At 29.6% G+C, this 22,476-nt stretch carries 21 protein-coding genes; 6 read left to right on the forward strand and 15 right to left on the reverse strand.

The window, feature by feature from the left end; translation table 11 throughout:
- Positions 1–5: 5 nt before the first annotated feature.
- Positions 6–1,157, reverse strand: coding sequence for an acyl-CoA dehydrogenase family protein (locus Q0C16_RS00515; RefSeq protein WP_292319083.1), 1,152 nt, complete (start codon positions 1,155–1,157; stop codon positions 6–8).
- 132 nt (positions 1,158–1,289) lie between these two features.
- On the opposite strand from Q0C16_RS00515, the gene Q0C16_RS00520 reads away from it, so the two are divergent.
- Positions 1,290–2,777 carry a carboxypeptidase M32 gene (locus Q0C16_RS00520; RefSeq protein WP_292319084.1) on the forward strand — a complete coding sequence of 496 codons (1,488 nt, stop codon included), beginning with the start codon at positions 1,290–1,292 and terminating at the stop codon, positions 2,775–2,777.
- Positions 2,778–2,988: 211 nt separating this feature from the next.
- Positions 2,989–3,357 carry a hypothetical protein gene (locus tag Q0C16_RS00525; protein WP_292319085.1) on the forward strand — a complete coding sequence of 123 codons (369 nt, stop codon included), beginning with the start codon at positions 2,989–2,991 and terminating at the stop codon, positions 3,355–3,357.
- 8 nt (positions 3,358–3,365) lie between these two features.
- On the opposite strand, the gene Q0C16_RS00530 is transcribed toward Q0C16_RS00525, so the two are convergent.
- Positions 3,366–4,232 carry an NAD(P)-dependent oxidoreductase gene (locus Q0C16_RS00530; protein ID WP_292319164.1) on the reverse strand — a complete coding sequence of 289 codons (867 nt, stop codon included), beginning with the start codon at positions 4,230–4,232 and terminating at the stop codon, positions 3,366–3,368.
- 74 nt (positions 4,233–4,306) lie between these two features.
- Between Q0C16_RS00530 and Q0C16_RS00535 the strand changes: the two genes are divergently transcribed.
- Positions 4,307–4,723, forward strand: coding sequence for a PPC domain-containing DNA-binding protein (locus Q0C16_RS00535; protein ID WP_292319086.1), 417 nt, complete (start codon positions 4,307–4,309; stop codon positions 4,721–4,723).
- A gap of 182 nt (positions 4,724–4,905) precedes the next feature.
- On the opposite strand, the gene Q0C16_RS00540 is transcribed toward Q0C16_RS00535, so the two are convergent.
- The 4 genes from Q0C16_RS00540 to Q0C16_RS00555 all read right to left on the reverse strand — a co-directional run bounded on the left by Q0C16_RS00540 (position 4,906) and on the right by Q0C16_RS00555 (position 8,972).
- On the reverse strand, positions 4,906–5,814 hold the full coding sequence (locus Q0C16_RS00540; RefSeq protein ID WP_292319087.1) for a dihydrodipicolinate synthase family protein: 909 nt from the start codon (positions 5,812–5,814) through the stop codon (positions 4,906–4,908).
- Positions 5,815–5,866: 52 nt separating this feature from the next.
- Entirely contained in the window at positions 5,867–7,045 is a 1,179-nt protein-coding gene (locus tag Q0C16_RS00545) for an MFS transporter (RefSeq protein ID WP_292319088.1), read from the reverse strand.
- Positions 7,046–7,397: 352 nt separating this feature from the next.
- The gene (locus Q0C16_RS00550) at positions 7,398–8,120 is read right to left on the reverse strand and encodes a hypothetical protein (RefSeq protein ID WP_292319089.1); all 723 of its coding nucleotides are present in this window, start codon (positions 8,118–8,120) and stop codon (positions 7,398–7,400) included.
- A 9-nt stretch (positions 8,121–8,129) separates the two neighbouring features.
- Entirely contained in the window at positions 8,130–8,972 is an 843-nt protein-coding gene (locus Q0C16_RS00555; protein WP_292319090.1) for a UbiA family prenyltransferase, read from the reverse strand.
- Positions 8,973–9,031: 59 nt separating this feature from the next.
- On the opposite strand from Q0C16_RS00555, the gene pcn reads away from it, so the two are divergent.
- A complete protein-coding gene (gene pcn, locus Q0C16_RS00560; protein ID WP_292319091.1) occupies positions 9,032–9,808 on the forward strand; it encodes a proliferating cell nuclear antigen (pcna) in 777 nt (258 codons plus the stop codon).
- On the opposite strand, the gene Q0C16_RS00565 is transcribed toward pcn, so the two are convergent.
- From Q0C16_RS00565 to Q0C16_RS00590, 6 genes are all read right to left on the reverse strand, one after another.
- Positions 9,802–11,250, reverse strand: coding sequence for an aldehyde dehydrogenase family protein (locus tag Q0C16_RS00565; protein WP_292319092.1), 1,449 nt, complete (start codon positions 11,248–11,250; stop codon positions 9,802–9,804). The genes pcn and Q0C16_RS00565 overlap by 7 nt on opposite strands.
- A 5-nt stretch (positions 11,251–11,255) precedes the next feature.
- The gene (locus Q0C16_RS00570; protein WP_292319165.1) at positions 11,256–11,777 is read right to left on the reverse strand and encodes a cob(I)yrinic acid a,c-diamide adenosyltransferase; all 522 of its coding nucleotides are present in this window, start codon (positions 11,775–11,777) and stop codon (positions 11,256–11,258) included.
- Between the two features lie 44 nt (positions 11,778–11,821).
- A complete protein-coding gene (locus tag Q0C16_RS00575; RefSeq protein ID WP_292319093.1) occupies positions 11,822–13,945 on the reverse strand; it encodes an ATP-binding protein in 2,124 nt (707 codons plus the stop codon).
- Positions 13,924–15,141: a DNA double-strand break repair nuclease NurA gene (locus Q0C16_RS00580; protein WP_292319094.1), complete on the reverse strand. Its 1,218-nt coding sequence runs from the start codon at positions 15,139–15,141 to the stop codon at positions 13,924–13,926. Before Q0C16_RS00580 ends, Q0C16_RS00575 begins: the two co-directional genes overlap by 22 nt.
- Positions 15,142–15,221: 80 nt before the next feature.
- Positions 15,222–15,812, reverse strand: coding sequence for a hypothetical protein (locus Q0C16_RS00585; protein ID WP_292319095.1), 591 nt, complete (start codon positions 15,810–15,812; stop codon positions 15,222–15,224).
- 209 nt (positions 15,813–16,021) lie between these two features.
- Entirely contained in the window at positions 16,022–16,906 is an 885-nt protein-coding gene (locus tag Q0C16_RS00590) for a proline iminopeptidase-family hydrolase (protein ID WP_292319096.1), read from the reverse strand.
- A gap of 183 nt (positions 16,907–17,089) precedes the next feature.
- Between Q0C16_RS00590 and Q0C16_RS00595 the strand changes: the two genes are divergently transcribed.
- Positions 17,090–18,328, forward strand: coding sequence for a nucleoside phosphorylase (locus Q0C16_RS00595; protein WP_292319097.1), 1,239 nt, complete (start codon positions 17,090–17,092; stop codon positions 18,326–18,328).
- 158 nt (positions 18,329–18,486) lie between these two features.
- Here Q0C16_RS00595 and Q0C16_RS00600 read toward each other — a convergent pair whose 3' ends face one another.
- Positions 18,487–19,350, reverse strand: coding sequence for an NAD(P)-dependent oxidoreductase (locus Q0C16_RS00600; RefSeq protein ID WP_292319098.1), 864 nt, complete (start codon positions 19,348–19,350; stop codon positions 18,487–18,489).
- 89 nt (positions 19,351–19,439) lie between these two features.
- Positions 19,440–20,984, reverse strand: a complete 1,545-nt coding sequence (locus Q0C16_RS00605; RefSeq protein WP_292319099.1) for an amidohydrolase — start codon at positions 20,982–20,984, stop codon at positions 19,440–19,442.
- 169 nt (positions 20,985–21,153) lie between these two features.
- On the opposite strand from Q0C16_RS00605, the gene Q0C16_RS00610 reads away from it, so the two are divergent.
- Entirely contained in the window at positions 21,154–21,717 is a 564-nt protein-coding gene (locus Q0C16_RS00610) for a hypothetical protein (RefSeq protein WP_292319100.1), read from the forward strand.
- A 26-nt stretch (positions 21,718–21,743) separates the two neighbouring features.
- Here the strand turns inward: Q0C16_RS00610 and deoC are convergent, their stop codons facing one another.
- On the reverse strand, positions 21,744–22,451 hold the full coding sequence (gene deoC / locus Q0C16_RS00615) for a deoxyribose-phosphate aldolase (protein WP_292319101.1): 708 nt from the start codon (positions 22,449–22,451) through the stop codon (positions 21,744–21,746).
- Positions 22,452–22,476: the final 25 nt, after the last annotated feature.

The following is a 22,476-nucleotide window of genomic DNA, read 5'->3' on the forward strand; positions in this document are numbered from 1 at the left end:
TATTATCACTTTTTTATAGCCGTAATTTTCCCCATTAAAGATTTTGCTATAACTAGTTTTTGTATTTCGTTTGTTCCATCACCTATTTCAATCATCTTTATGTCTCTATAATATCTTTCTATATTGCTTTCCTTGCTATAACCAAAACCTCCTTCAACTTGCATAGCAAGTCTAACCAAATCAACACCCCATTTAGCAGTTGCGTATTTAGCTATTGATGACCACATAGGATAATCTATATCATTGTTATCAATCTTTTGTGCAGCATTATAAATTAATAATCTAGATGCTTCCAGTTTAACCTTCATATCTGCAATCATGCTTTGAACCATTTCATGTTCTATTATTGGCTTTCCCATAGTTTCTCTCATCTTTGCATAATTTAATGACTCGTCAAATGCAGCTTGCATAATACCTAAGCCAGTTGATGCAGTAATTATTCTTCCTTCATTTAACCCATCCATTACTATTTTAAAACCATTATTTAATTCACCAACTAGATTTTCTTTAGGCACTCTGCAATCCTTAAACAACAATTCACTAGTGCCACTTCCTCTATATCCCATCATATCTAATTTGCTTATCTCAATGCAATCCTTCTTATCTAAAACAAAAATTGATATACCTCTATGCCTATCTTCCTGTTTACCAGTCCTCGCTGCAACTAAGAAGAAGTCTGCATATGTTGAATTAGTAATCCAAGTCTTCCTACCGTTTATAATGAAATCATTACCATCTTTTTCTGCTCTAGTTATTATATTAGCTGCATCTGAACCGCAACAGGGTTCACTTAATGCAAAAGCACCTATCTTACCTTTTGCTAACCTTGTTAAATATTCTTCTTTTATTTCTTCACTAGCATAGTGAACTAATGGATATGCAACCATTGTACCTGAAACTGTGGCCATTATTGCTACAGCTCCAGATGCTCTAGCAAGCTCTTCAACAACAATAACTGATTCCATTGTTGATAAATTAGGCCCACCATATTTATCTGGGACTCTTAATGCAAAGTAACCCATGTTTGATACTTGATCTAAAATATCTTGACTGATATAGTTTTCACTATCAATCTTTTTAGCAACTGGAGACAAAACCTTTTCAGAAAATTCTCTTACAGAACTTCTCAACAAATCTATATCAGATTTTGCACTCAATTTTATACACCAATTAGTACAACCATAGTGAAAAATAAATACTTTACATTATGACCAATATTGTATAGAAAAACTAGTTCTTGTAATAAAAATATATTACTTAGAATATTTCATTAAACAGGTGTGATAACTATGTTTGAAAACGAAGTTGTTAAGGAAATTTTAAATAAATACAGAAGAATATGGTCAATAGGTCATGCTATGGGATTAATGGGTTGGGATAATGAAACATATATGCCTCCTAAAGGTAGCGAAGAAAGGGGATATGCCTTTGCTGAACTAAGCACGTTATTACAAGAACTTTTGTTGAGTGATAGCTTTGTTCAGCTAGTTGAAAAGGCAAAAAATCAAGATAATTTAAATGATTACGAAAAGGGAGTTGTTAGAGTTTTAGATAGGGAAATATCAATATTCAAAAAACTTCCTCCATCATTAATATATGAGATATCAAAGACTTCTGAAGAGGCTTTTCATGCTTGGAAAGTAGCTAGAGAAAAGAATGATTTCTCAATATTTGCACCTTATTTGGAAAAAATAATTAAACTTAACATAGAAAAAGCTGAAAAACTTGGATACGAAGAAGAGCCATACGATGCCTTATTAGATTTATTTGAAGAAGGATTAAGAGCAAGAGACGTTGTTAGCATATTTAGTTATTTGAGACCTAATCTAAAGAGATTATTAGATAAGGTAATATCACAGAAATATTTCTATTTTGAGCCAGAATTAGAAAAAATTAAATATGAGAAAGAAAAAATGGAGAAAGTTAATATAGAAATTTTAAATTTACTTCAATATCCATGGGATAGGGCCAGATTAGATGTAAGCCCTCATCCATTTACTCAAGGATTAGGTATAAATGATGTTAGGATTACAACAAGATACGAAGGTTATGATTTTAAAAGATCACTATTCAGCGTTATCCATGAATTTGGTCATGCTACTTATGAACTTCAAATAGATGAAAATCTAAAAATGACGCCAATAGGTGGAGGAGTAAGCTTAGGTATTCATGAGAGTCAAAGTAGGTTCTGGGAAAATATAATAGGCAGAAGCTATCAATTCACTAGCATAGTAAAATCCATATTAGATAAAAATTTAGAATTTACTAAAAAATATACAGATGAGGATCTTTTCAGATACTTTGCAAGCGTCAAACCAAGTTTAATAAGAACAGAAGCTGATGAATTAACGTATAATTTCCATATATTGTTAAGATTTGAGTTAGAAAGGCTTATGCTAAAAGGTGAAACAAAAGTCGATGAACTACCAGAAATTTGGAATCAGAATATGGAAGAGCTTTTAGGAATTAGACCTAAAACATTTAGTGAAGGAATTCTTCAAGATGTTCATTGGAGCCATGGAGATCTAGGTTATTTCCCAACATATACATTAGGAAACATCGTTGCAGCTCAGATAAGAGAATATTTGATGAAAAATACACCTTTATATGACCTTATAAATGAAAAAAGATTTAATGATATTAAAGATAGGTTAAGGGATTTAATTCATAAGTATGGATCTACATATAAACCTAAAGAATTATTACTTATGAAAATAGGCGAAGTATATAACCCAGAATATCTAATAAAATATTTAACAGAAAAATATTTAAAGTAAAAAACATGTAATCATAAAAATATTAGCAACCTTTTTTCTTTGCCTTTGTTGTTTTCTTTTCTTCTTTCTCCGACAATTTCTTCACCGTAAAATAATAAACAAATAACTATTTATAAGCAATAATACATATTTTTTAGATTATAGCATTTTAAAGCTTCTTTATCTAGCATAAAAATGGAAAAATATTCATACATTAAAAAACTTTTATTTAATGAGAAGAGATGGAAAAGAATTGTATAAATCAGGAAGAAATAATCGAAGAGATTTTGGAGAAAAGGAAGAAATTAGAAGTTCTGAGAATGGAATTAGAAGAGATCTTAAAGGATATAAACCAAATGGAAGCAGTGAGGAATATAATAATAGAGTATATAATGACTCATGCAAAGAATTATTACGCAGGTTAGCAGAAGTATCATCCGAAGAGGCATCACTAGTTTTTCGTATTTATAAGTTAAGAGAAGATGCAAAATATATGACATTGGAACTTTCAGGACTTTTATCGCAATATAGATTGCTAGGTGGAGATTACAATGAGTTTAAAAAATTTTTTGAAGACATGTTTGAGAAATATGTTGAATAAGATTTAAGTTATTTTAATGTTAGTTTTCTATACATCTCGAAAATAGAAGAGAAATCGAGACTCGAATAACCCAAGCTTTCAGTAATTTTATAAAGGTTTTCTGTCAAGCTTGCTAAAGGAACTAAGGAATTATAATGCTGAGAGATATTAATAATTATATCTAAATCTTTTCTGATATTTTTAACTGAAAATTGTGTTGAATAATCTCCGTTTATAATCTTGGGTATTTTAATTTCACTAGTTGGGGACCTGGCACTGCTTAGCTTTGATAATATATCGCCTATTTGTTCTTTTGTTAATCCCAAATCAAGGCCAAAATTAAATGCTTCAGAAAGAGCTGCCATATAAACCCCTATTAATAGGTTATTAACAAGCTTTCCTTTAAGGCCAAACCCATTTCCACCCATATAGACTATATTGTTTGAAGTATGTGTTAAAATCTCTTTAACTGTTTCAAATTTTTCATAGGGTCCGCCAACTAGTATAACTATTGATTTATTTTCTACAGCTATTGAAGTTCCTATAATTGGTGCATCGTAAAAATATCCTTTGGAGTTTATTTCTTTAGCTAGTTCATAACTAGTTATTGGGGATATGGTCGACATATCTATAATTATTTTATTAGATGCAATTGGTATCAGAGGTTTGATTATTGATGTTACGGCATTATCGTCAGAAAGTATTGTTATAACTACATCAGAGTTTTTTGCAAGATCTGTCGGATTATTAAAATATTCAACATTTTCAAATTCTTTTTTAAACTCCATGGCCTTCGCTGGAGTTCTATCATACACATAATTTAATATATCATCTTTGGCAAGATTTTTGGCTATTCTATATCCCATTATTCCTAATCCAATAATACCAACTTTCATTTGTATCACAATTTTATATTTATGCTAAAAAATTAAAAGTTTTGTACATAAAATAGAAATTGTGGTGAATTAATATGAAACATAGAATTGATAGAAATTTTATTATTGCAAAGTTAGATAAAGATGAAGATTTAATGTTTCAATTAGAAAATCTTGCAGTATTATATAATATAAATGCTGGTATCATTTTAACAGGTATAGGCATGTTGAAAAACTTTGAAGTGGGCTATTTTAATGGATCTAATTATGATTCAATAAATATAAATGAAAGGTATGAACTTGTTTCTATGCACGGTAGTATAACCAAAAATGAGCCAAGGCTTCATATACACGTTGGATTAGCATCACCTAAAAAGGAATTAATAGGAGGACATCTGATTAGAGCTACTGTAGATCCTCTAGTTGAATTAACTATATTAAAAATCGATGGATCATTTTCAAGAGTATACAATCCTGAAACAAATTTAAAAGAATTTAATCCTGTTATTTAACTGGTCTCCCTCATCTAATGGCGAAACGCAGCTCATATTCTGTTAAACTCGTTACATTTCAATCCAAGATATTATAATGGCATATTTTATAATCTATCATTCCACCCTGAATAACCTAAGTTCCTAAATTATTAGGGGTTGCAAAATGATAGGAGTCACCTTTACAATAGATCGGAGAAAAGCTAGTACTTATTAACTTCATCTATTACTCTTTTTATCTTTATTTTATTTTCAGCATCTTCTTCTCTTAATGGCATCCTAACGTAACTTTTAATTGGAGAATTCATTAGTTCTAATGCAGCTTTTGTTGCGCTTGAATTAGAAAAACCAATGTCATAGATCCTTGATATTTGTAAGATTTTTTTATTTAATTCTAAAGCTTTGTCATAGTGACCACTTACAAATTCATTATATAATTCAACATGTAGTTTAGGAAATACATTTGCTAACCCTGATACAGTTCCATCCCCGCCCATAATTAACACAGGTAAGAACATTTGAACCATCCCTGTTAATATATAAAAATTCTTTCTTAATCCTTTCATAACTTCAATGCTTTTTCTTATATAATCAAAGTTATCATATGTTATCTTAACCCCGATCACATTGCTATGCTCTTTAGCCAACTTTTCATATATGCTTATTGGTATTACAGTCCCTGTTGTGAAAGGATTATTATATAATATAATTGGAGCATCTAGAGATTTAGCTATTGTGGAAAAGTGCATATATAATTCGCTTTCTTTCAACTTATAGAAAAATGGGGGCATAACAATTAATCCATCTGCTCCATAATCTAAGTAGGTCTTTCCTAGAAAAATAGATAATTGCGTTGAATTTGTTGTGATACCTGGTAATATTGGAACTTTTTTATTTGAAAATTCTATAGTCTTTTTGACAAAGTTTATTTGTTCTTCTTCTCTTAAACTAACAAATTCACCAGTAGTTGAATTTGGAAATAAGGCGTTAACTCCATTATTTATAGTATAATCTATTAGCCATTTTAGTCCTTCATAGTCTATATCGCCATTATATTTAAAAGGTGTAACCATAGGAACTACTACTCCTTTAAGTTCCAAATTTTCACCCATTATATTTGCATTATTAAAGTTAATAAATTCGCTTTTTATTATAATGATAAAACTATAAATTTATTTCATCAAGCTTTATTATTTGCAAGTTATTCGTATCAAAGCCATAGGTGTACCATAAAGCTGATCCTAACAAACCAATTATCCAAAATAATATATCATAAATTTGGAAAAAGGCAATGCTAAAACTATAAGTAAATATGGCCGAAAATATATAAATAATCCAACCAGATGCTCTTACTACAGATATTCCTGTTGCTCTATATTTTGTTCTAAGCAACTCTCCTTCAAGTACTAGCCTAGTGCCCCAGGTTAATTGAGTAAAAATACCGTTTGTTAATATTAATGATAAAAACAAAATATAATTATTAAATGAGTGTACAATTAATAGTAAAATTAGTGAAGTTAAAGACCCACCAAAAAAACCAAATAATGTAAATGAAGTTCTCTTTATTTTACTAATAATAAAATAACCTAAAAGACCACCAGCAATGTTTCCTAAATTAAAAAGAAAGACTATATAATAAGTTAAATTAGGATAATAGTATGGCCCGATAACCCAAGATATTAAACCATAAGTTAAAATCGTTGAAATTGATATTAATATTAAAGGCAGAATTCTTTTGTGATTTTCATTTATAAAACTTATGTTTTTTGAATTGGATAAAACCCAGACTTTAGATTCAGGGAGTTTTTTTCTAAAAAAGTAAGAACTTGTAAGAGAAAGGATTAAAATAAATGTTATAGTTAATTTAATTATTGTATAATTTTCGAAGAATATAAAGATAATGGATGATAAAAGAGCTCCAATATTAACAAAATTTGTAATTAGCATTATAAATTTACCCCTATCATTCGCGCTTAGATTTTCGGTCAAATAAGAAATGATAGCTGGTTCATCTCCACCTGCTATAGAAAAGAGAAAGAGGCCTATTCCAATTAATGATATATAAGGATTAAGAAGAAGAAATAGCAAGATGCCAATAGAAAACAATATTGGAGTGATTACTAATACTGGTTTTCTACCGTATTTATCTGCAATATAGCTAAACAAAAAATTTCCCAATAAAAGAGATACTGGCGGTTCTATAAGTAGGTATAGTTCCATACTTTTTGGATAAAAACTTATTTGTGTTAATAATGAACCTAAAGTTACTGAAAATCCATATAGAAATATTGATATTGAAGTACTTACGAAAGTATAAGCCCTCAACTTGCTATAATCTTCCATGTGGATACCCTATCCAATTCATTGATTTAAAGGTTTAAATATCTTAATTACTTGTTACCATTAATGATAAAATAATTGATCTTGTGTTAAATTTAAAGGTTTAATATAATAAATTTTCGAATAATTAAAAATAATTATCAGATACTTAGACTATTTAATCAAGTGATAATATTTAAATACCAGAGCATCCTCGTAGAAGAGATTTAGTCTAAGGAACTCTCTCGCAATTACAAAACGATTTTCTAGAAGGAATTATTCCATTTTCTGCTCGCATAAAGAACTTTTCTTTTATCTGTTATGGATTTAATTTTTTACTTTTTTTGTTTCTTGCAAATGATAATTTAAATAATGCCTAAATAAATTTGTGAGATATTTTTAATGAGTTGATTAATCCCTCATGATCCATCGGAGAGGAAAATAAAATTCCATCCACGTAGTTTTCAACTTTTTGAATGGCTTCATCTAATTTTTCCATTTGAATCAATTCTTCAATAGGTAAATGTTTTAATAAAAATTCTCTATTTTTTTCAGTAATTAAAACAAAATACAAATATAGTTTAGATCTTTGTCCTTTAACTTTTTTTGATACTTCCTCCAGTTTTTCACTAAACCATGGCCTTGTTATCAAATAAAATGAGGCTCTACGTTCTATTCTGTCATTTATTTCGCGAATAGGTTTGTTTAAATTTAATAATAATCCCAGATTTGTATCGATATACTTTGATCTTATTATATCTATAGCTTCATCTGGCGTTATATCATCAATTTTTTTCCCTACTTGCGGTAGATCTCCTCTAACTAATAAGAAATTATTTATTTGATTCATTTTAAGAGCAGTAATTGTGTTAATTAAGTTAAGCCTATTTATATCTAGCAAGCGCAAGTTGGTAATTATGTTGGCGCTATCAAACTTATCTTTTACTAAGCAAGATATTATTGAAGAAGAGGGTGAAGGCATTCCTAAAGGAGCATCTGGTATATCTATAATATCTGAGTACTCTATTAGATCTTTTGCATATCTCAAAAGTTTTTCTTTGTTGCTATATGGTGTTAGCTCTGCTATTATATCTTTCATCTCAGCCACCTAAGGTTTTGTGCTCATTAAAAAACCTAATAATCCTATAAGCATAGCTATTAAGGAAATATTTTTGTTTTTTGTAGATATTTCTTTTGTAGGTTTTATGATAGTTAGTAACGATAGTGTAATAAATATTATATCAACTATGGATATTGGTATTATATATATCATTGTATATACTTTATTCATGATAACTGGTAATGGACTTAAAGAGACCGCGATAATATAAAATAGAAAAGCAAAGATTGCTGCAGTTCTCCTTCCAAAAATTACTGCTAATGTTTTAACTCCAGCAATTTTATCTCCCTCGACATCAGAAATGCCTTTAGTTATTTCTCTGGCTATACCTGATAAAAATATCATTAACCAATAAATCACGATATTCAAACCAAGTTTATTTATCATAGCCGCCCCATATAATAGGGGAACCCCCATAGAGTATGCAACCATTACATTTCCAATGAATCCAGATTTTTTACCTTTCTTATTGTATAGAACTGCTATAAAATAAGATATCAAGGCTATAATGAATGTTATTATACCAGTTAAAAAGGAGAAGATTAAACCTAAAAATGTAAATAGATAAAATAAAAAGTATGCTCTATTTGTATTTATCTTACCTGAAGGTAAAGGCCTACTAGGATTATTTACTTTATCTATATTTATGTCTATTATGTCGTTTAATATCATTGCACTTGAAGATATGAAAAATCCTGTTAAAAAACCAAATATTAGAGAATTTATAGGAGGAATTTGTCTTCCAGAAGCGATAAATGAGCCAACAATCACGGAAAAACCTATCATAATATCATTTAATGGTCTTATTAATTTAATATAGTCCTTAATCATTTTGATCAACTCATTATTTTTATTATCCCCTAACGTTATATAAATAAGAGGGATTAAAAATGGAATCTAGTATTGAATCACAAATAGGAAAAGCATCTGCCAAATTTAAATATCCAGATTCTAGAGTTTTATATCAAATAACATCAACATTATCTGAAATAATAGAGGAAGCAAACTTTGAAATAAAAAAAGAAGGTATAAAAATAGTTGCTACTGATCCAGGAAAGATAGCTTACATAGAAATTAACATGCCATATGAGACTTTTTTAGAGTATGAAGTTGAGAAGGAAATAAACATGGGAGTTAATGTGCAGTCCCTTAGTAATATAGTATCAAGAGGCAAGAAAGGTGATAATGTCACATTTTTAGTCTCTGATCAAAATATATTAATTAAAATTGAAGGGGATGTAATAAAGAAATATCTAATACCAAACATAGAAGTCTCAATAGATGTTCCCAAAGATATTAAGATAGATTTTGATACAAGAGTTGTAGTTATTGGTGACACTTTTAAGAAAATCTTATCAGACGCTAGCTCCTTCGGGGACATAGTAGAGCTGGAAGCTGATGAAAATAGTTTTAAGATAAGAGCTAAAGGTGAAGGACCTAGAGCTGAAGTTAATTTGTCTAAAGGTTCTACTTCATTAATTGAAATAGAAACTAAGAATAAATCCATTAGTTCCTACGATGTTAACTATTTAAAAAATGTTTTAAATCTAGCTAAGATCGCTGAAACAGTTGAAGTTAGATTTTCTAGCGAAAAGCCTATAGAATTAATATTTAACGCTCCAGATAAGAGCAAGATAAGGTATTTGCTTGCCCCAACGACTCAGTAAATTATTAAAGATTTGTCAAAAGCTAACTCTCCTGGAAAGGGGCTTTTCGCTATTCCATTAATAGGGTCTCCATTAGAGTAACAAATTGAATTTAAAATTGTTTCTATTTTATCAGATCCTTTAATTACAACACCTTTTTTAGATTTAGCTAGTTTGTTAATTATATTATCATTGCCAAATATTATTGTAATATTTGTTCCTGACATCATTTTTACTATAGATATGGCCTCAGTGCAGGTAGAAACACTTGTTGATGTTAGTACAGGTGCTTCTACATCATTCCAAAGTATTTCTGAATTCTTAGCTATGTTATCAATAAGTGTAGGCTCAATGTATCTTCCATTTGTTAACCCCCCGGTTAACAATGATCCTCCTTTATAAATCGCATCATTAATTAATTTTGTTGATCTATCGGCAATTTCTTTGTTTTTTAATGGTCCAACCTCTTTTCCTTCTAATGGATTTCCGACAAGTGATTGCGAAAATCTATCAGCAATAGATTCTATTATGTTATCTTTCAAGTGTTCAAGTGAAATTAACCAGCTAACTGAACCACATGCCTGACCAGAATGTTTTAGTGAAAGCCTTGCTATTATGTTGGAAAGCAAATCAACATTTTCAGGTAAGTTGCATAAAACAACAACTACCCTTCCAGAGCAATTAGCAATAAACCTTCCAGAGAGGTTTTTCATTAAGTTTTTGTAATTGATTTTTTTCCCATAAAAGTAATATACAAATTCTTCATTATCAAATAAATTAATATAAGACATACCTCTTGTTGGTAAAAACGAAATGGATTCAAATAATGATGAGTCAGAAAACATAGAAATTGCTGAAAGAGAAGAGGCTAAAGAGTATGATGAAGGCTTAACTATTACAGGTGTTCCTGAGATTAATGACCTAGTTATTGAAGAAATCGTTGTAAAAAATGGAGAAGTATATGCTGGAAAAACAATGCTTAATCCTTTTTCTAATTTTACTTGAGTTATTGTATTGCTTGAATCTGAGACAAATGATATAGGTCCGTCTCTTGTTAAGGTTTCTGTATTAGATAGGAAAGCCCACGAATTTTCCATAATCTTCTCAGCAGCTTGAATCTCTTCTCTAGACAATTCAATACTTTTTCCAGTTTCTAATGATATTAATCTTGATATGTTTTCTTCATATTTTTCTATCTTACTTGATATCTCTATTAATTCTTCAATCCTATTATAAATATTAGTAGATTTTAGGGAGTCAGAGTTTAATGATGTTTCCATGGCCTTCTTTATATCATTTTGATCGGGTAATCCAAAATTGTAAGGTTCGTCTAGTATATTTTCCTTCCATATTCTTATTTCGCCTTCTAATGGTTTCCCGTTTAATATATAAGGTAATCCATTTCCATCACTTGAGACAAAAGATGAATCAATAGCTTTCATTTCTTTTATTATTAATCCCATCAATATCACCTAAAAGAAACCGGTTCTTCAGGATATCCAGATACTTTATTTATATAAACAGCAAGAGCAAAAAGAGCACTGCTAAGCCTATTAATGGCCTTATAAACAATATCATCAAAATTAAATTCTCTACCAGCTTTTATTAAAGCTCTTTCAGCTCTTCTTACTACTGTTCTAGCAACATGCAACGCAGATGCTGATTGTGTACCTGCAGGTAAAACAAAATGCTTTAAGGGCGCTAAACCATAATATTTATCCGCCAATTCTTCTAGTTTAGATATATCTTCTTCATTAATAGCTTTTACTCCAGAAACATGAAACCCTATTCTAAACGTTAAGTATTGAAGATCTTTAAGATCATTTTCAATGTCTTTCATATATGGCGGTAAAAACGACCTAGCTAATCCTATAAAGCTATTTGCTTCATCTAAAGTCCCAATTAGTTCTATTATAGGATGGTCTTTAGGAACCCTGGTTTTTAATAGATTGCAGTAGGTACTTCCGTCATCTCCAGTTCTCGTAAACACGTGGCTCAATAACTGCACCCAATTAATATGTGCGTTTAGAGATTTTAATAATATGTTATATTTGCTGAGATATCATAATGGGCAGTTAAAGGCGTAGTTGTTTGTGCAAAGACATAGCCCATTCTAAATGCATAGCTTTCTACAAGCATCATTCTATCTTGAAGCCTTGGCAAATATTCTAATGCTTCCTTAGGAACAGAAATTTTTTCTAGTTGGCTTTTTTCTGTTCTCAATATAATTTTAGTGTTAGTTAATTGGAGTATAATATCATTAAGATCTGAAGGAGAATGAGTGCTGAATACTAGGCCAACACCTCTTGCTCTTCCAAGTCGCGCAATTTTTGAAATCATTGCTGATATTTGCCTGATTGCATCTAAGTCTTCTTTTACTTTGCTTTCATTTTGGAAAAATTGATGCGATTCGTCTATAATTACCATAAGGTTAGGTGTTTCAATTCTTTTTGCCCAAGACTTATGTTTCCACGATATCAATTTATCTAATGTCCTATAAGTTATAGCCCTTAATGCATCGAATCCAGCTAAGTCTAATCCCCATTTTAAGTCTAAAATTATAGGTATGTTTTCATCATTACTCAGATCTACTATAGTGCTCCAATCAGGTTCATTAATAGGTATTAACTTTTTTTGTTGCGGTACCAAAATATCAATAATTTGGGTTTCAATGAGTGAAGATATTCTTCTATATAAAGCCTTTATTGTTTCTTCATGGGATCTAGCTTTGAGTAATATATCAACATACTCTCCTATAGCATCTAGAATTGTGAAGTCATAGTTATCTACAGTCATATTTTCTATAGCTAAATTATCAGAATTGATTATATATGGCTTAACATACTCTAATGCTTGTTCTAATGGCTCGTCCTTTTCATCATAATTATCTTTATTATAGTTTTTATTAAAAGATCTGTAAATTGATTTATCTATAAATATTGATAAAGCTCCATAAATCGCTTGAATTGGTGAATAAACTCCATGTTTTTTCTTGAATTTTTCTCTCATTTTCTTGAGAAGATCTTTTGCTAAAGGAGTAAGACCTGGTAATAACGGAGAAAGATTGTCTGTACTTGTTTCTAATGTATTTATTACGTATGGAATAAATATTAGCTTAAATGGATTATTAGTCTGTAAAATCACTGTTTTATTTCTTTCAAATTGGTTAAATTCTACCTTATTATTATTTATTAAAGGTCCAAAAGTTTCATAAAAGTATTTTTTTGCAATTTCTTTAAATGTTTTATTGATATCAATCATGTTCACGTCTAATTTAGATTCTATTAAATCTGATGATATTGGGACTACGGATATTATACCTTTAAGTTGCCTAACATCTTTATAGCAACTATTTGCTATTTCTTGAGGAATAGGAGTTATATTATTTGGTATTGGTAACTGTACAAAATCTTGATTTAAATCAATAATTATAGATATTGGGTGCTTTTCAAGTTGATTATATAAGCTTGCTATCAAATTTTTTAGTAATGTTGTCTTCCCACTTCCAGTAGTACCTAATATAAGCATATGATGATAAAGAGCACTAAGAGGCAACCTAACTGGTATTTGACCATTCTTTACTAGGCCTGAAGGTGTACTTAATGCCCCTAAAGTTATTCCTTCTCTTGGTAAATCTAATAGCTTAATTAAAATATCAGGATTTGGATCTACTACCGGTGATTGAGGCTCTATGCTTTTTGTAGCTGGCCTTGGATTTTTATCATCCTTAGTCATTTCTAAAACGAGTTCTCCCTTAACTAGAGTATTTGTTATTAACCCTCTAGGTTCTACACTATTTACTATTTGGCTTATTGGGGGTTCTAACCCTATAGCTGCTAATTCATCCTTTCTTATTATACTTTTTATTCTTATCAAAACTTTTCTCAAATCCTTTGGATCTATTACAACTAAATAATCCCCAACTTTATGAAAAGGTGCGTCAGAATCTGAGTAATATGTAGCAGGGTCAATTATGAATTCTATCTCTGAATTTTCTTCAACTTTAACTTCTCCATATCTAGAAATCTTTCCAATTATTTTTCCATCTTTTCTAGCTTCTTCATATGACATCAATAATAGTTTTTCAAGTTTATTTGCTTGATCTTCTGCACTATTTAAGAATTCCTCATTTAAGCCTATTGTTTCCTTTTTATCCATTCAGCTTCAGCCTCTCTCAGCGTATCGTAAGATATTGGGGCGCCTCTACCTACTATTGTATTGATAAGCAAATCTTTTAAAACTTGAGTTATCATTTTACCCCTCTTATCGCTGTAAGCAATTGTTATAGATTCCGAGCTTTGTTTTGTTATGGAATCATTAATTAACATTTGAACAGGTTCTGTATTGTAGATGTTAGTTAATATCTCTAAGGTTTTTTCTGTATACTCCAATCTAAATATTCTTCCTTTACTAATACTTTGATATCTGCTCGGAGGTATTAATACATATTCTACGATTTTTTCTAATCCATCGGATTTAATCTTAATTTTAGGGGTCGTTAGTATTTTTCCATAATAATTATTATAGCAGCTGGAATACAACATTTTTTGTATTATTAATAAATCATTAAAATTCGAATAATGGCCTATGCATTGATCAAAAATGGCTGAAAACTCTTGTAATTTTCCTAATATTTTCCCTCTCTCTAGCCTTTTTACTATTCCAATAACAGGTATATTTTGTGCTTCCAGCAATTCTACACTTTTAGCTCTATTTATCATTAGTTCGAACTTTAAATTATCATTTTTGTTGTCTAATAAAAATATTGGGCCATCAAGCAATACAACAAATTTTTTATTTTTGCCTTTAAAATATTTTCCTAAGGCATATGATGGTTCAATAAGCGCCCAAGACTCCAATTTGAGCCTTGAATAATCCATAAATTTAGATATATCATCCTCACTATTTAAGAAGCCTATCTGACTGATTGCTCCATTCAAATTATCAGATAAATCTAAGTCATCCGATGCTACATATATGAATGGTTCTGGCTTTACTGGTATGTATGCTAAATCCGGATATAGGTATGGCCAATCACTTAACTCTACAGGTCCTTGACCAGATATTGAAACGGCAGAAATCATTATGTCTGCCTCAGGAGTCATTATTGCTCTGCTACTTGAATCAATTCCTATCATGAAAAAGTTTTTATCTTGTATGATTTTTTTGTTATTGAAAAATCTTGATGAGTATTCATAGAGTTCTACATTGGTTTCCATTTCGTTCAAATCATCGTTACCAATTATATCTTTTAAAGTTAGAGAAAATTTTTTCTGAGTTGAAGTAGTTTTATATGATTTTACTATATCATTTCCTAGATTATTTATTATTTTTGTTGGAAGATCAAAGCTCAACTCAATCGCCTATCATCTTATAATAATATGCGTATTACCATATATATATTTAATAAAATATTAATTTTGAAAAATCAAAACTATATGCTAGCATCTATTATTAGCTTTATTGCGTCGATAATTAAATTTTCATCTAATGATGGATAATTAAATTTTTTCATCTCGATTACTTGTTTGTGCGTTAAAGGTATGTGAATAAATCCTCCTTTAATACCTTTTTCATTTGCTAACTTCATAATCTTGTAAAATACCTCATTGCAAAGATATGTACCAGCATGGAATGAGTAATAAGCTGGAATTCCTTTTGACCATAAAATTTTTCTTATTTCTTCATAGGGCAGGCCTGTATATAAAGCCGCGGGTCCATCTTCTACTGAATCATCTATTTCTTTCTCATCATTAAAGTAATAGGAATTTATAGCTACCCTTTCTATTCTTATTCCAGTGGCTCCAGGAGCCAATCCTAAGCCAATAACTAGATCAGGTTTTATTTCATAAAATTTTTTATCAAGAATCTTTATTGCTTCTTTATGAATAACAGGTAATTCGATCCCATAAATTTTGTACTTATCAGTTTCAAAGTTATTTAATTTTTTTGCTATATCTCCACTTGGGTTATAATTAAATTCTAAAAAAGGTTCAAACCCTGTTAAGAGCACCCTTTTTTGCATCTTTTGCTAACCCTAACTATTAATGATTATTGGCTATTAAAAATTTTTATTTTTAAACAATTTTTAAAGATTTTCTGTTTTCAGAACAATGTTAAATAAATACTCCTAGAATAATTTAAAAAGATTTTATAACAAAGTTTTAGTTAATTGATATACTTAATGGGTACTTTTCATAGATCCCTATTAATATACTAATTAACTAAAATTCATTATGGAGAAGTTATTGATTTCAAGAAGTTGTTAACTGCATTGTAATAATATTTTGGATTTTCTAAGAAGTTAAGGTGTGATGAATTTGGAATAACATACAGTAAAGAATTCTTTATGTTATCATGTATAACTTGCGCAACTCTAGGTGTGACTTCATCATGTTCACCCACTAAAATCAATGTGGGTATATTTATATTCTTTATATCATTAGTTATATCTATATCTTTGATAGATCCTGTTATTTCAAATTCAGTGGGTCCATTCATTATTTTGTAGATTTTCCTATTAGAAATAGAATTAAAGGTATTTTGAACAAAATCTGGAAATCTGTGGAACATAAAAAGATGCCTTATATAGAACTCATTGACAGCTTTTGTGCACTTTTCGCTCGAGAAATCATTATTCCTTTCACATTCATATATAGTATTTTTAGTTTGTTCCGGTAATTTTTCTATTAATCTCCTCATTTCTTTAACTGTTAAAGGAACACTTGATAGTCCGCTTGAAACTATAAGCCCTTTTAAATTATTTTGATACTTTATAGCATAAGCTAATGCTAAAAGACCACCCCAAGAATGACCTAGTAATATAATTTTATCTTTGGCTAGTTTCTTTCTTACTTCTTCTACCTCTTCAACATAATATTCCAATCTGGCACAATTTTGAAGGTCCTTTGCTTCTTCTGATTTTCCGCAACCGCATTGATCATAAAAAATTACTGTATTATTTTCTCTTGCAAATGATGATAATGGTAATAGATAATCATGAGAACCGCCTGGTCCACCATGAAGTATTAACATTTTGTTTTTACCATGTCCATAAATTTTATAATAAAGGTTTACGCCAAAGACGTTGATAAACCCATCTTTATAATTATCAAACAAGGTTTCACCAGTGTTATTATGATAATCTAAGATATTTAAATTTTAGATCAAGTTTATTTATCAAAGTAAATTATTTTCTTATATGTAGAGTCAAACAGTTTTTACGTAATAAAATAAAATATCTAATGAAAAACTCGAAACGTTTATAAAATGTATACCAATTTTTTGTATTTGTGATCACAAATGGTTAACACAATTAAGATAGCGGCTGTAATTTTCTTGGCTTTAGCTATAATTGGGTTTGGCCTTTTTGCTTATGAATACAGTATTAAGACCAAAATTTATCAGCAGACCAATTCATCAATTAATAATACTGCAAGCAATTCTTATTTATTTTCTATTCCAATGATAGGTATAGTTACACCTATGGCTATGGAGCAGGCACCAATATTGGCTGTGATGAAAAATGTGACAGAAATTAATATAAGTGGTTATACTTTCTACGTTGGTAAAATAGGAAATCAATGGGTAGTTAATGTAAGAAGTGGAGAAAAAGAATATGCAGCTGAACTAGCTACTTATATTATGGATACTCATTTTCATATAATAGCTAACATATTAAGTGGGACAGCAGGTTCTAGAAATCCTTATGTGTTACCTGGTGATGTCGTTATTGGAGCGTATGTTGTTGATAAGTCATCAATTCATTATCATAATAGAGGATTTCAAAGTGATTATACAGGTGTAGAAATGGTTGTAAGCAACAAAAGCCTAATTAATAACTCTATAATAGGCGGTTATGGAGAAGTGGGTCCAACTTTGCAAAATGCCTCATATTATGGTTATGGCCCAGGTACAACCGATAAAAATTATGTTTATATTGCTGCATTTCCTGCTTCTCTTGGTTTAGTACAAATTGCACAACAAGCTCAACTAGGTTATTTACCCGCATCTAATATATCTAGCAATAGTACTATAAATGGGCTAGTTAAATCTCAAATTATTGTTGGAGTAATAGGATCCGCTAATCAATGGACTGAACCATTAGTTTGGCAATTGGATCAAAATGCTTTGTATCAAACTGATGCAGGAGAAAACGAAGGCATGGGTTTTGCTTATGTAAATGCAGAACTTGGAATTCCATGGATTATAGTTAGAGGGATATCCGATTCTCCATGGTTTCCAAACACATATATAGGAGTTTATGCAGCACAAGAAGCAGCAAATGTAACGATTTACATAATAGAGCATTTCTCATACTCAAATCTATATCAAACTGTAAACGAAAGCATATTATCGAACGTGTCAAATGCTAAGCTGAATCATTATCTTATAGCTTTAAGAGCATATTATAGTGTTGGAAACGTAACTATGATAAAATATTTAGCAAGCAATGGAACTATAATTACAATAATATCTCCTAATATAAGTGAATATACATATGCTTATGGATATAAAGTACTAGATAGTAGAATTTCATAAATTTAAACATTATTTATTTAAACATTAATTTTTATTTTTAGAAGAAAAGAAGCTGTGTTTTCTAACATAACATTTTGATGCAGTAATTGTTGATTTTCCGATAATACTTTTCCCCCATAAGCTAATTATTTTTGTCACAAAAATATTACCTTAAATAATTAGGGAGTACCTTTTCTGTATAGTTCTATTATTGAGGACACATCAAGTTCCCCAAATCCCAAACCTTCAGCAATTTTTAATAAATTAGAGATCAAAGAAGTAGTTGGTAATGGAACTTTAAGTTTTTGTCCTTCTCTTATCATTATCTCCGTATCTTTTCTCATGTGTTTTAATGCAAACTGTACATCAAAATTTGAATTTACCATTTTTGATAATTTTAAAATGCTTGCTGGAGATCTAGTACTGCTAATATTTAGGAATAAATCAGTTATAGCATCTTTGGAGATTCCAGCACGTTCAGCAAAATGAATTGCTTCAGCTAATCCATTAATAAATGATGCGAAAATCATGTTTCCTGCTAATTTCATGTAAAGTCCCATACCATTATTACCAGCATAAATTATTTTTCCTGCGGTGTTACTTAATAAATTTCTTACTTCTTCAAAATGATCCTTAGGACCGCCAACTATTATTGAAACTTTTTTCTGTTCTACATCGACTGACGTGCCCATCATGGGTGCATCAAACATTAATCCTCCATTTAAGAATACATTATTCGCTAAGTTTATACTCGTGGTAGGAGATATAGTTGATAGATCTATAATAGTCTTCCCTTTCGCATAGGGTAAGATCTTGTAGATTGTATCAGAAACTGCATCATCATCTGATAAAACCGTTAATATTACATCGGAATTCTTTGCTAATTCTTCAACTGATTTTGATATATTAACATCATAAATCTTGGAAAATTCTTCAGCTTTTGAATAAGTTCTGTTGTAAACAAAATTAAGCAAGTTTACCTTTTTTAAATTTGCTGCAATCCTATAACCCATAACTCCTAATCCGATTAAACCTACTTTCAAATCTATTTCATCTCCGCTTTAATAATGTTTTATTTTTAGTTAAAACGTTTTAATTAAATGAATTGCAATAAATCAATTTATTATGAAAATCAATGTATTAGATTTTGATCTGAGCTCTTATAAACTATATCTCCATTAATAATAGTTATTAATACTTTGTTATAAAAATAATCTTCCATGGGATCTTTGTCTAAAATTATAAGATCTCCTTTTTTACCTATCTCTATTTTACCTATATCATTCCTATCTATAGCTAACGAAGAGTCATTTGTATAAGCATTATAGGCTTCTAAAATACTAAAGGCTTCATGTTGTGTATATTTAAATAATTCAATGTTTTGATTTTTCCCTCTATTTACTGCTGAATCAATGGTAAAAAATGGATTTATAGGTTCAACAGGAGAATCTGTTGAAAACGCAACATTTATTCCATAGTTTATCAATGTTTTAAAAGGATATACCCAAGTAGATCTTTTCTTTCCTACTCTGTTTATTATCCAATAATCTGATATTATAAAATGAGGTTGAACAACAACAAAAGGTTCAATTTTTGCAATTTTAGGAAATTGATCATCTCTAATAAGCGAAGCATGTTCAATCCTATTCCTTTTTCCACACCTTTCATAGACCCAAATTACGTTATCTATTCCTTTATCTCCTATTGCGTGTATTGCAGTTTTTAGGTTTAGTTCTTTTGCTCTCATACAATTTTCTAGTAGATCTTCTTTACTCATAGCTTCATAGCCATGGTTTGTAGGCTCATCATCATAAGGATATGACAATAAAGCTGTTCTAGATCCAAATGATCCATCAGCAAATAACTTTATTCCTTTTATTGCAAGAATATCATCGTTCTTAATTTCTCTTGATTTCTTCATTATTTCAGGTTTTAAATACGCTGAGATTCTAATCTTAAGCTTATTTTCTGACATTAACTCTATTAGAGACGTTAATGTCTTTTCATCGACGCTCATAAATCCTATAGATGTAACGCCATTTGCTAACAACTCGTTTTGTGCTAATTCTAATATTTCTTTTTGTTCATCAATATTTCTGCTTCCTCTTAATACTTTTCTTAGTTCTTCAAATGCCTCTTCTTTAATAATACCTGTAGGAGATCCATCTGGAAATTTTTCTATTCCGTATAGTTTTTGATTTACGTTTTTAAGTATGTTTATGGCATTTTGATTTATTAGAGCGGAATGTAGATCAATTCTAGAAAAAAACAAGGGTTTATCACTGGAGCAGTTATCAATATCGTGATGATTAGGCCATCTTTTTTCTATAAATTTTTCTTGGTCCCATCCATGGCCAAATATCCACGTTTTAAATTTGTCTTTTTCTCTAGAAATATAATTACATAACTGGTTAATTGAATTTATTTCTTTTAAATTTATCCCTTTTATGAATTCTCCAAGTTCATCTAAATGCATGTGGGCATCTATAAATCCAGGAATTACGAATTTATTTTGTAGATCTATTATTTCAATCTTTTCTTTCTTAGCAAAGTTAATAATTTTATCATTGTTGTCAATAATTTTATAAAGGCCATTATAGATTAAAACACCCCCGCTTTTTCTAAAAGGTGAAAACGATGTGTATATAGTTCCATTAACTAATGCTATAGATCCCATAAAATTTCACCAAAATCCATTTCTTACATATTTTATTTTAGTTTAAAAATATTAACACTTTAGAATAATATCCTAATAATGTAGTTTATGATGTTTATCAATCACTTTGGGTCAATTTTTAAAAGATTTTTATATTAGAAGTAAGTCATTTATGAATTGTGAATAAGATTTGAATGAAGAAAAACTAACAACTAATGTTTTGATACTAGAGCTATCTACAATGATAGTAGCTATAGCATTAGCATTTAGCGCTCAATCTTTATCGAATAGTTTTACATTGTTTAACATTATAGATTATATCTTTGTTAACATAATTGTTGTATGGTTTTGGTGGAGGTATATAATGGACAGGTTTAAATATCCAGTAAAGAGAAATACTTTTCCATTTTATGATGTATTGTTATTAATTATAATTTCACTTTTACCTGAGGTTTTGAAAGTAGGAGACATCTTTTATTTATCAGGGACTTTAGCTGCGTTATCTTTTATATGGTCTCTTATGCTAAGAAGTATCTTAAATGACTACAGAAGTGTCTTTGACCAGAGATCAACGAAGAGTATTAAGGAGCAGATTAATTTAAGAATATTTTTAGGATTAATATTTTTAATAAGTTTTATAATTGGCTTTGTTTCTATAGCTATTGCTCATATAATATTCTTTGTAACTATTTTGGTTATTATTTATAATTCGGTAATTGAATTAGTAAGAGCGAGAATTAACAGAAAGCGTTGATAAAAAGAAATTTAACTAAATTATGGTTAATCAAAATTCTTAAAATAATTTCTTGCTTCATTAAATTCATTTATTATTTTTATGCTGCTACTTGTTCCTAAAATATCAGCACCTGCATATAAATAAAGAAGCGCTTGTATTGCAGTTTTAATTCCTCCAGATGCCTTAATTTTTTGATTTTTGCTTACATTTTGTCTAATGATCAATATATCATCAATTGTCACACCTCTAGGACCAAATCCAGTGCATGTTTTAATGAAATCCCCACCATGTTTTTCGATTATTTTAGAAACTTGTATAATGTTATTTTTATTTAAATATCCTGTCTCTATTATAAATTTTAATTTTGCTCCAAGTTGGTGCCCAAGTTCAGTGAGTTCTTCGACTTCTTTGTTTATAATATCAAACTTGTTCGACATCATAGCTATTAGATCCAATACAACATCTATCTCCTTTGCCCCATCATTAATTGCTTTTTCAATTTGAATTTTCTTAATTTCTAATGGATCATTACCCATAGGAAAACTTATTACAGATGATATTCTAATGTTTGAAATTTCGGATGCATATTTAACAGCGGATAAAGGTAATACTAATGATCTGAATCCATATTTTTTTGTTTCTTCAATTCCTCTAATGATTCCATCATATCCTTCTTCAGGCTTAAGAACAGTATGGTCAATTCTTTCTGCTAGTTCTCTTTCGTTATATGGTATGCTAATTTCATTTTTCAAATATTATCACCAAAGTTTTAGTATA

The sequence above is a fragment of the Caldisphaera sp. genome (genome assembly GCF_023256325.1).
Lineage (GTDB): Archaea > Thermoproteota > Thermoprotei_A > Sulfolobales > Acidilobaceae > Caldisphaera.